Annotated in this window: 6 protein-coding genes and 2 pseudogenes; 5 read left to right on the forward strand and 3 right to left on the reverse strand. The window is 58.8% G+C overall.

Annotation, left to right across the window (positions count from 1 at the left end; translation table 11 throughout):
• Window positions 1–129: 129 nt before the first annotated feature.
• The gene (locus tag IVA82_RS46610) at window positions 130–540 is read right to left on the reverse strand and encodes a hypothetical protein (protein WP_247493965.1); all 411 of its coding nucleotides are present in this window, start codon (window positions 538–540) and stop codon (window positions 130–132) included.
• 236 nt (window positions 541–776) lie between these two features.
• Here IVA82_RS46610 and tnpB point away from each other — a divergent pair, with 236 nt between their 5' ends.
• From tnpB to IVA82_RS46635, 3 genes and pseudogenes are all read left to right on the forward strand, one after another.
• A complete protein-coding gene (gene tnpB / locus IVA82_RS46615; RefSeq protein WP_247493970.1) occupies window positions 777–1091 on the forward strand; it encodes an IS66 family insertion sequence element accessory protein TnpB in 315 nt (104 codons plus the stop codon).
• 122 nt (window positions 1092–1213) lie between these two features.
• Window positions 1214–2687, forward strand: a pseudogene (locus IVA82_RS46625) (IS66 family transposase).
• Between the two features lie 168 nt (window positions 2688–2855).
• Window positions 2856–3125, forward strand: a pseudogene (locus IVA82_RS46635) (transposase); the annotation flags it as partial.
• Window positions 3126–3350: 225 nt separating this feature from the next.
• Here the strand turns inward: IVA82_RS46635 and nodU are convergent.
• Window positions 3351–5015, reverse strand: a complete 1665-nt coding sequence (gene nodU / locus IVA82_RS46640; protein ID WP_247493967.1) for a nodulation protein NodU — start codon at window positions 5013–5015, stop codon at window positions 3351–3353.
• Between the two features lie 780 nt (window positions 5016–5795).
• Between nodU and IVA82_RS46645 the strand changes: the two genes are divergently transcribed.
• Window positions 5796–6086 carry a hypothetical protein gene (locus tag IVA82_RS46645; RefSeq protein ID WP_247493968.1) on the forward strand — a complete coding sequence of 97 codons (291 nt, stop codon included), beginning with the start codon at window positions 5796–5798 and terminating at the stop codon, window positions 6084–6086.
• A gap of 637 nt (window positions 6087–6723) precedes the next feature.
• On the opposite strand, the gene IVA82_RS46650 is transcribed toward IVA82_RS46645, so the two are convergent.
• Window positions 6724–7380 (reverse strand): Xaa-Pro peptidase family protein, encoded by a 657-nt coding sequence (locus tag IVA82_RS46650; RefSeq protein ID WP_346659693.1) that lies wholly within the window; start codon window positions 7378–7380, stop codon window positions 6724–6726.
• A gap of 753 nt (window positions 7381–8133) precedes the next feature.
• Between IVA82_RS46650 and IVA82_RS46655 the strand changes: the two genes are divergently transcribed.
• Complete coding sequence (locus tag IVA82_RS46655; protein ID WP_247493969.1) at window positions 8134–8574, forward strand: hypothetical protein; 441 nt, start codon at window positions 8134–8136, stop codon at window positions 8572–8574.
• Window positions 8575–9183 lie beyond the last annotated feature (609 nt).

Raw genomic sequence — 9183 nt, forward strand, 5'->3', positions numbered from 1 at the left:
GGCTCGTTCACGAAGATCATTCGAAAGAGGTCGGACCATCTGATGCTGGCCTCCGATCCAGCCAGCATCTTGAATCACAAACCGCCGCCCGACGGAATCCCTCCCGATTCAATCAATCGATGAACCGCTCTAGACCAGCTCCCTTCTCTGCCGGCGGAGCAGAGCCCCCGCCAGAAGAGCGTATGATAACGGCGTCTCGTTCGGTACGACCCATGACGCTCTGAAATAGTCCTTGATGAACGGGATCATTTCTTCGAGATACCTATCGCGCATGACCTCTGGATCACTCTCGTTCGCACAGGAGATCTTGTGCTGAACGAGAGTGAAACCTCCTCTGTCGAGAGAAAGTTCGTCCAGGATCGGACGTGCGTCGCGTATGGTGACGTCATAGCTCACCAAGGGCCCATCGGAGCCCGGCACGACGAACGGCGGAGCTTTCTCGCCCGGCGAACGTCGAGCAAATGCGATTTGACCCTGCACCGATTGTAATTGATCACGGTTGATTTGCGCCGTCGAAGAAACTCGCATCGCCGCTCCCATGTCTGGTTTTTCTCGCTCCAGAGAAAAAATTTTAATGAGACTTACAGCGGAATAGCTGCGAAAATCGGGTCAAAGATGCCGAAATTCTGGAGGAAAGGGAGCGCGGTGCAGCCAGGCGGGGCAGTCAGGACCGGATCGGGATTGGAGCCGGCCGGCTCGGCGCATCGAGCTTGCTGCGGTCAGCTTCGTCAGCGTGAGAGCCGCATCGCAGGACAGGTCGCGACCATCCCGATGAGCTGATTGTCGACTTCCGCAAGGGAATGGAGGGGCTTGCCATGTTGGTACGCGAGCACATGAAGGCCGATCCGTTCTCGGGTGCTGTTTATGTGTTCCGCGCCAAGCGTGCGGACCGGATCAAGCTGATCTTCTGGGATGGTACGGGTTTGTGCCTGTTCGCCAGGCGGCTCGAGGAAGGCGTCTTCCGCTGGCCGAAGATCGAGGATGGCGTGATGCGTTTGTCGGCGGCAGAATTGTCGGCGCTGCTCGAAGGGCTCGATTGGCGGCGTGTCCACGCGGCACGGGAGACGGTTGTCCCGACGCAAGCCGGATAATTGTGGGTCGCGCTGCGGCGAAGTGAATCAGGGGCATCGAGCGCGTCGTCAGGCGGGCGCGAATATGCTCTGATTTGCCTGTGGGCGATAACCTTCCTGATGATCCCGAGACGCTGAAGGCGATGTTGCTGGCGGCGCTCCATGAGAGCGATCGGCTGCGCCAGATCATCAAGGAGTTGCAGCGTCATCGCTTTGGCCGGATGGCCGAGACGCTTCCCGAAGAGCAGATGCTGCTCGGTCTCGAAGATGTCCAACAGGTCGAAGCCTGTACCGATGCCGGCCAAGACGCAGCGGTGCCGGAAGGCCGGGCGGAGCGTGCACGCAAGCGTCGCAACAATCGCGGAGCGCTGCCGGCGCATCTGCCGCGGATCGAGGTTGTCATCGACCTCGACGACAAGACCTGCCCTGCTGCCACGGCGAACTGCATCGGATCGGTGAAGACAAGAGCGAGCGGTTGGACATGGTGCCGGCGCAGTTCCGCGTTGTGGTGACCCGGCGGCCTAAATATGCCTGTCGTGCCTGCGAAGATGGCGTCCTGCAGGCCAAGGCTCCAGCCCGACTGATCGAGGGCGGCCTGCCGACAGAAGCCACCGTCGCTCAGGTTCTGGTGTCCAAATATGCCGATCATCTGCCGCTCTACCGGCAGGCCCAGATCTACGCCCGCCAGGGCATCCATCTCGACCGGCCGACGCTGGCAGACTGGGGTGGGGCATGCGGCCTTCCATCTGCGCCTGCTGCATGAGCGCCTTCTCACGGTGCTTCGAGCGAGGTCCAAGCTGTTCGCCGACGAGACGGTGCCGGTGCTCGATCCCGGTCGCGGGCGCACCAAGACCGGCGCAGCTCTGGGCTTATGCCGCCGACGACAGGCCCTGGGGCGGCCTCGATCCGCCCGGCATCGCCTATGTCTATGCACCCGACCGCAAAGCCGAGCGGCTGTTCAACCATCTTGCCGGCTTCAAGGGCGTCCTGCAGGTCGATGGCTACAACGCCTACCCAAAGCTTGCCGATCGCGGCGAGGTCGAGCTCGCCTTCTGCTGGGTGCATATGCGGCGCAACTTCTACGAACTCGCGACAGCCGGCCCCGCTCCGATCGCGAGCGAGGCGCTGAAGCACATCGCCGCATTCTATGCGATCGAGAAGGAGATCCGCGGCCGTAGCGCAGAGGAGCGTCGCCTCGTGCGGCAGCAGAAGAGCCGACCACTGGCCGATGCCTTCGAGGTATGGCTGCGCGCCAAGCTGGCTCTCATCAGCCAGAAGATCAAGCTCGCCGAGGCCATCCGCTACGCCCTCTCGCGCTGGCAAGGCTTAACGCGCTTCATCGATAACGGACGCATCGAACTCGACAACAATACCGTCGAACGTTCAATCCGCGGTATCAAGCTCAGTCGCAAGAACGCGCTGTTTGCCGGATCCGGCGGCGCCGAACACTGAGCTGTCGTCGCGTCCCTCGTCGAGACTTGTAAGCTCAACGACGTCGATCCGCTCGCCTATCTCACCGACGTCCTGACCAGGATCGTCAACGGGCATCCAAACCGGGACATCGACCAGCTACTGCCCTGGACCTATCGCGCTCAAGCCCTCAAAGCCGTGGCCTGAGAGCGACGCTTACGACAAGGCGGACCTTCTCGTCGTAACTCCATCGTCGCCGATGTTCGGCGCCCGACACATTGACCTGCATTCCCGACGTGACCTTAAAGTAGATCAAATCCTCAGGCCGCCTCGCAAACTACACAAGACGGCCTTAGCCGGAGAGATACGGCAGGCCTCGCCTCGCAAGCGACCCTCTCGCGCCTAAAGAATGCCCCGAACCTGGGCGATCCGATCCGCGTGACCTATGCTCTGGTGGAGCAGTGGATGGAGAGCTACGCGACGGACGGCTCGCTGGACGTCGACAACACCTGCGACGTGATACGTGGGCACCAGCGACTATCGCTGTTCACCCCCCACTATGAAGAGCGCTGCTTTGTATCCATCCACGTCTACGACGCAGCGACAGGCCCACCGGTTGCCACGGTGCCGCCGGGCAAGACGCCCTACTAGCCCCCTAAAAACGTCGACCTAGCGCAAAAGCCGGAAACTCATCAGCATCAGCAACACATGAGGCGTGGAGATATTCGGGTTGGCGCATGGTAAGAGAACCGAGTACAAAAATTGCTAAGCAGCCACGTTCCCAATTCGCCTGGAGAAGGTCGATTGCTATCGGGAAATGGGCGCGCGCCTGCGTCCACTTCTGAAAAACATGGTTGGCAGGCGATAGGCTCAGCAATGACCTTTTTTCGTCCACAGCAGGCCGTCGGCCCATATGTGTTCAACGCGTCCCCACTGGGCAGCTGATGCGACATCCGGGAAGAACCCGCGTCCATGGTGGTTGGCGCTCGTATTGCAGAGCAGCGGAATGCCCGCGAGTTTTTCATATTCGACAAGAAGCTCCGCGATCTTGTGCTGAGCGGTTCTGGGAATGGTCTGCAACCGCGCGGTTCCGTCGAGATGTACAACGGCGGGGACTTTGTTCCGCCATTCCGACCGTGTTTTGTGTTCGAACAGCATATAAGGATCCGGCGTTCCTGGGCTGAAAATATCCGGCGCGCGATCCTCTAGACATATAGGGGCCACCGGCCGGAAGTGTTCGCGAAGTTTGACATCATTGAGATAATCCTTCATTCTCGCCGATGTTGCGGCTGCGAGAATGCTTCTGCTACCCAGGGCCCGGGGTCCGAGCTCGGCGCGGCCGGCAAGGAATACCACGGGGTTGTTGCTCGCGAGGATGGTGGCAAGTTCACGCATGCTGCACGGTGCAGCTTCCCATTCGGACGGTACATCGCTGTTTATCAGGGCCGGACCACTATAGACTGACCATTCCAGCGGCACGAACCCTCTATCCGCGGCCATTGCGGAGCATGCCGCACCTATTGCCGCCCCACTGTCATTAGGAAAGGGCGGCACCCAGACAGCATCGAACAGGCCGGTGGCACGTAGTGCGCTATTCCATTTAATATTAAGACCGCAGCCACCAGCTATACACAAATTACGTGATCCCGGAAGACCCGAATGCCGCTCTAAAACGGTCGTCATCTGCCGGATTAGGAGACGCTCGAGAAAACAATGAAACGATGCCAGCACATCTTCGGCCCGCTTGGATTTCAACCGAAGCGCGCTCTCCTGGAAGAAGCCGTGGATAGCCGCAACTGAGGACTCCCGGCCGCTCTCTGTATGATAAAGTCGGGCATGCTCTGCATCAACCGCAAGGCGCTCCTCATAGTGCTGCCGAAACGCACTTATGATGTCGTCATCAGCAGATCCCAGCGCAATATAGGCCATCAGCTTGCCGGCTAGACCTAAGTTGTTGGAGAGCTTTCTGTTCGCATAGGGTCCGAAGTGATCGCCGGCCATCGCATAGACGTGACCTATCAGCGGAAACAGGCATTCGATGAACCGAGCGCCGGAGGGGTTCACGTGATAGAGGCGCGGAAAAATCAAACCGTCCCATATCAGGCATAAGGCGGAATGTCCGGCTTTGGCAAACGGGCTGGTGCAGTATGCGGAGGCCAAATGACCCGTGACGTGCGGATAGCTCTTATAAGGAAAGAATCTGCCCCCGAGCATCAGACTGAGGCCGTCGCGTGAATCGAGGAGGCGCTCGGCACAGCGTTCAACATACGGCCCCCACTCGGGAGTGACCGGTTCCGCCCCACTGAGGACCTGAAAACCCTCCCTCCATAATCCCCCGTCGACGACGAATTGATCAATATCACGCGGTTCCAGACCGTGTTCCGCCAAAGTGACAACAATGGCGTCGAGATTGTCGATGGCTTGATACCGGGGATTGTTGCTTAGTTTCTCATGCTCGACACAAAAGACAAGCCGTCCGTCTTTGACTAGCGCGATCGCTCCGTCATGCCTCAGTTTGATACCGCAGATGCGCATAGCGCCTCCATGTCTCCGCCCGGCAATTCGATCGATTATAAACCATTTGGTGCGTCGTTTGGGCAAGCTACCAAATCGGGGGGCCGGAGCATGGAAGACTTGAGTGAGAACCGTCCATGTTGGGGCGGTCGCGACGATGACACGAAAAGGATAGGCGTCGATTGAAGTTCTTGCCAGCCCAGTCTCAATTGTCGCTGCACCGATGCAGCACGCAGTACCCTGCTATTCTCATGAGTTCAGATTACGATGCTCCTGGAGAAGCCGAGCGCACAAAAGCGGTCCATCGAGAATCCAGTTCCGCTCCGACTCGACGGCGAGTGCGAAGATGCTACGCCTGACGTCGGGGGCGGCCCGGAATCACCTGCGCCGCGTCAGCAACCCACTTTAACGAGACACTGGCAATATGCACAGGGCCCGGGCCGAAGAGTACGCAAGTTGTAGCAATCGCGCCGTTCGCAAGTGTCACAAAACGGCTGGAGAGGATTGTGATCGATCTCGGCGGCTAAAATGTATTGAAGCAATTACGAACAGTCGTTCGCACGCGGCGGAATTCTTAATATAGCTCAAGAAGGACGCGGCCCGAGAGGAGATGTGTTTGGGTGTCGCGCGCCGTGGAAAACTGCCCAGCCATGGCGTCACGAGGAATTGGCCCCTCGTTAGATAGCCGAGGAGAGGCGAACGGGGAACGAATAGCGGAAGGCTCGTCAATGGAGTGGTCCACGGGGGAGGTAATGGAGACACCGGATGACTTGGCGCAGATGTTGTGCCTGAGAGCGTGCGGTGAAGCGGATTGCGCGGCAGCTGGGCTGCAGCCACCAGACGGTGAAAGGCGACGTCGCGGCGGGCAGGTTGAGGCCGTTCGAGTCGCCTGGTCGCCCGAAACGGCTCGATCGCCTTGAGGGCTGGTTGCGCGAGAGATTCATCCGGCATCGCGGCAATGCGGATGTGGTGCGCCAGGACCTGTTGGCCGAGCAAGAACTAGCAGTCAGCCGCGGGATGCTGCAACGCGCCGTGTATCGCCACGCGCGAAAGACGGAGGCGTTGGCGACGACGCGGTTCGAGATGCCTTGAGCTCATCGCGTTTGCGAAACACTGGGGCTTCCGTGCTCGCGCCTGCAAGCGTATCGCGCGCGCACGAAGGACAAGTCAGAGGATGGGCGTCGGCTACGTGAAGAAGAACGCGATCGCGGGCCATTCCTTCGCGAGCTGGGGAGCATCGAGGCGCATCTCGCCGATTGGGAGCGTGAGTTAACGAACGTGCGTATCCAAGGCACGACCAGCAAGGCTCCGATCGCTCGCACTCCGCGGGCGAGCGCGTCCTGCTGACGGGTGCGCATCCGCCGTGGCATGCGCGAGGTTTGCAATCCACAATCAATCTGAAAGTCATCGGCTGTGGATCGACGATTCCGCCCACCCCGACGGTGTCGCAATGGCGCGGTTCTGCCGACCGGCAATCGCTTCACCGGCCTTCTCTACTGCCCTAGTTTTTGCGTCCTCATAGAGTCGGTCGATCTCGATATGCTGCGGAGGTTGTGGAAGATCTCGACTGTCTGGCGTGAATGCGCGCATAGACGAGCTCACGGAGCAGCGGAGAAACTGGAAGCTATCCCAAGTGTCCAGCGTGTATTGCGGGCAACGTCCTGAGGGACGTTGCCAAGCAGAAGCAAGCCCCTTCCGCACCGTCCGAGTGGAAGATACCACAGCCGAGTTAAATCTCGAAGATCTTGCGCGGCACACCGGTCAATACGTCGGTACCGGATTCTGTGACTCGGAAGGTTTCGCTGATGGCATAGCCGAAATCCTCGTCGATCCAGTTGCCCAGCATCAGATGGAACGTCATGTTTGGCTTTAGCTCGGTCATGTCGCCTTCCTTGAGGCTTGTGACGGCCTCGTTCCAATCAATGCCTATGCCATAACCGCACCGGGACTGTTTCTGGAACCCCAGCTTACCAATCGTACGATTGAATGCCTGAGCAACATCGTTGCAGGTTGCTCCCGGGAGAACCTTTGCCAATGCAGCTTCCAAGCCAGCCAGCTCGGCCTCATGAAGTCGGCACAAACGGTTGGAGGGTTTGCCAATCGAGAACGTTCGCATCAGGGCCGCTGTATAGGTGTGCCGCACACCACCCAGTTCCAGATTGATTTGCGAGCCCTGGCGGAAGAGGTCATCGCTCCAGGTGATGTGGCAAGTTCCGGTTCGTGGCGAAGAGCACATGAAGATGTTCGCGATTCCCGTTCCGTGCTTGCTATTTGCGCCGCGCGCCAACGTCGAAAGGATCTCAGCGATGGCGTCAGCTTCATGCACGCCGGGACGAATGACGTCGGCCGCTCGCATCATACCAGCATCGGCAATCGATTTCGAGATCGGACTTGATGTCTTAGCTCCTTGGTTTCTTGGCTGTCTGAAGTCCTTTGAGCGCGTATTTCCGTTATTCTTGAACTGCCGCTGCGCCGCTTCATGATGGGAAGAAGACGTCTCGACCTCTCACGAAAGGTTAGCTGACTCCCGCCCCGCAATCGGCTCTACACTTCCACTTCTTCGGCGCGACGAGAGTAATGGCATCAATGTGGCCGACACCACGGTCGATCCTCGCGGCATTCAGTTGCAAGGCATGAGAGATTTTAACGCAGCACTATAGAGAACCGGCCAAACGTGAATTCCTCTAGTTTCCGAGATAAGAGGAGGCGTGGACCTGCGAATGAATATGCTCCTGAAAAGGGAAAGATCCTACGCGACCTGGTGATCCACCCGATAGATCTCGAGCTTGCCGAGCATGCTCTGGGGGGCTAATTTCCTCCTAAGCGCCTTCACGGCGAATTTCGCCAAAAAGGGAGCGAATGCTCGAGCCGCTCCATCGGACAACTGGTGGCATACCGTGCCCGCCGGCGAAGGAGAGGCATATGTCAGAGCCGGTGATCGGGAACGCTACACGCAACATCCTGTCGTTCTCGAACAGAGTGCGGAAAGGCTGTTCGATCTGCTCGGCTATACAACTTGGTTCTACTTTGGGCAGACGGATGCGCTGTCCTCCGCAAGCGCTTGCGTGCGCGGCAGCTCTGCCTTCCCGAGCTGCGCCTCAAGACGCCGCATAGGATAGCACATTACGTGCTTCCCGCGATGTATACCTATAAGATGTCAGCGCCGATTGATTCGAGACGCGCGATCGAGTTCGCGATCGCGCCGCTATCAGTCGTGGATGACCAGAATCGCAACGCCAACCTGGCCAAAAGCCTGGACCTTTCAAAGAGCATCGATGTCGATGGGATCATTTCCAAGCTGAAGCTTGTGAAGTCTCCTGCTGAGATCGCCTACATGGAGCAGGCCGGAAAAATTGTCGATCGGGCCATGAGGATCGCCAGATTAAGCGTCGCTCCCGGCGCGCGAGAATGCGATGTAGCCGCAGCCGTCATGCATGCGTCATGTACGGGCACGTCGGAATTCCCGGGTCATGCGTCTCGCATTTATCCGACCATGCCGACCGGACGCCCGGCGACTGCTCCGCATCTCAAGTGGACCGATGCAAGCTATGCGATGATTGTCAGACCATTTTTGAACTAGGAGCCTTTCGCCACCGCTATTGCTGCGCATTGTTCCGGACCGTGTTCTTAGGTGAGCCGTCCGCTCGGTCGCGGCACCTGCACCAGGCCGCGCTTGACGGCTTCTTGGCCGCCTACGAAACGATGCGGCCTGGATTAACACGCGGAGATGTCGACCGAGCGTTCCGACACACCTTTAGTTCTCGTGGCGTACGCAAAGACTCTCGGGTTACTCCCTCGAGAACGATTGGCCTGATGGGGGCGGTCGAACTCACCTTCAAACTGACGACTTCACTATCTCCAACCGCATAAGTCGTCGCCAGCACAACGAGATTGCGCCCCTGTAACAGCGTCCAGGACCCGCTCGAAAATCAACCGGTCCGGGGCGTACGAAATGGCGGCTAATTTTTGCGATCGCTTAGAAATTGGATTGGGTCACCGGCGACTGATTGCGGTCCGCCATATCCTCGATCATGCGCAGCCGAAGAGGGGGTATCGTAGCCATCCGTCATGAAAGGGTGGTGCGAAGAACTGAAATGGACCCGCAGAGCGGGACCGCTTGAACCGGTTTGCTAGTTGGAAACTGACCGCTCCTGATCCCTTTCTATCACGCTGCCAGAGACTCTGTCTG

The organism is Bradyrhizobium sp. 142, from assembly GCF_023074015.1.
Lineage (GTDB): Bacteria > Pseudomonadota > Alphaproteobacteria > Rhizobiales > Xanthobacteraceae > Bradyrhizobium.

What these genes read in the sequence shown, in the direction of transcription:
- IVA82_RS46610 (WP_247493965.1), bottom strand. Translation starts at nt 540, where the DNA reads ATGGGAGCGGCGATGCGAGTTTCTTCGACGGCGCAAATCAACCGTGAT.
- nodU (WP_247493967.1), bottom strand. Translation starts at nt 5,015, where the DNA reads ATGCGCATCTGCGGTATCAAACTGAGGCATGACGGAGCGATCGCGCTA.
- IVA82_RS46655 (WP_247493969.1), top strand. Translation starts at nt 8,134, where the DNA reads ATGTATACCTATAAGATGTCAGCGCCGATTGATTCGAGACGCGCGATC.